Raw genomic sequence first — 520 nt, 5'->3', positions numbered from 1 at the left:
GCTGACGAGCGGTGCTCCTTTGGTTCTGGCCGGCGACTATAATGTCGTTCCAACCGATGCGGATATCTATGCAGTCCGATCTTGGGCGCGCGACGCTCTTCTGCAACCCGAGCCGCGAGCCGCTTACCGGCGGCTGCTCGACCAGGGGTGGACGGACGCRCTCAGAGCGCTTTTCCCGGAGCGGGCCCCTTACACCTTCTGGGACTACAAGCGAGAGGCCTGGCCGCGCGACGCGGGKCTMCGGATTGATCATTTTCTATTGAGCCCGTCGCTKGCWCCGCGGCTCACSGCTGGGGGCGTGGATCGCGAGATGCGCGGCCAGGAGAGTGCGAGCGATCACGCGCCGGCCTGGATCGAGATCGGTCCGGAGAAGCGCCGCCGGAAGCGCTGAGCTGGTCAGCGGTCCGGAAGCGCCTGGCTGGCACGGCCCCAGCCCTTGAGGGCCTTCGCCGTCGACCTCCGCACSAGCTCTGCGGCGTCGCCGATGTGCCAATGGTCGGCGCGGTCCAGGGTCTTCAAT

At 67.3% G+C, this 520-nt stretch carries 1 protein-coding gene; it reads left to right on the top strand.

Features of this window, described 5'->3' with window-relative positions:
* Positions 1-391: exodeoxyribonuclease III (locus tag AC1DWF_RS38550; RefSeq protein ID WP_476843665.1), on the top strand; the 391-nt coding region annotated here is incomplete at its 5' end.
* Positions 392-520: the final 129 nt, after the last annotated feature.

Source organism: Aminobacter sp. P4_D5 (assembly GCF_056401815.1).
The sequence above is the reverse complement of the archived record's forward strand: the minus strand, read 5'-3'. Positions and strand labels throughout refer to the sequence as shown.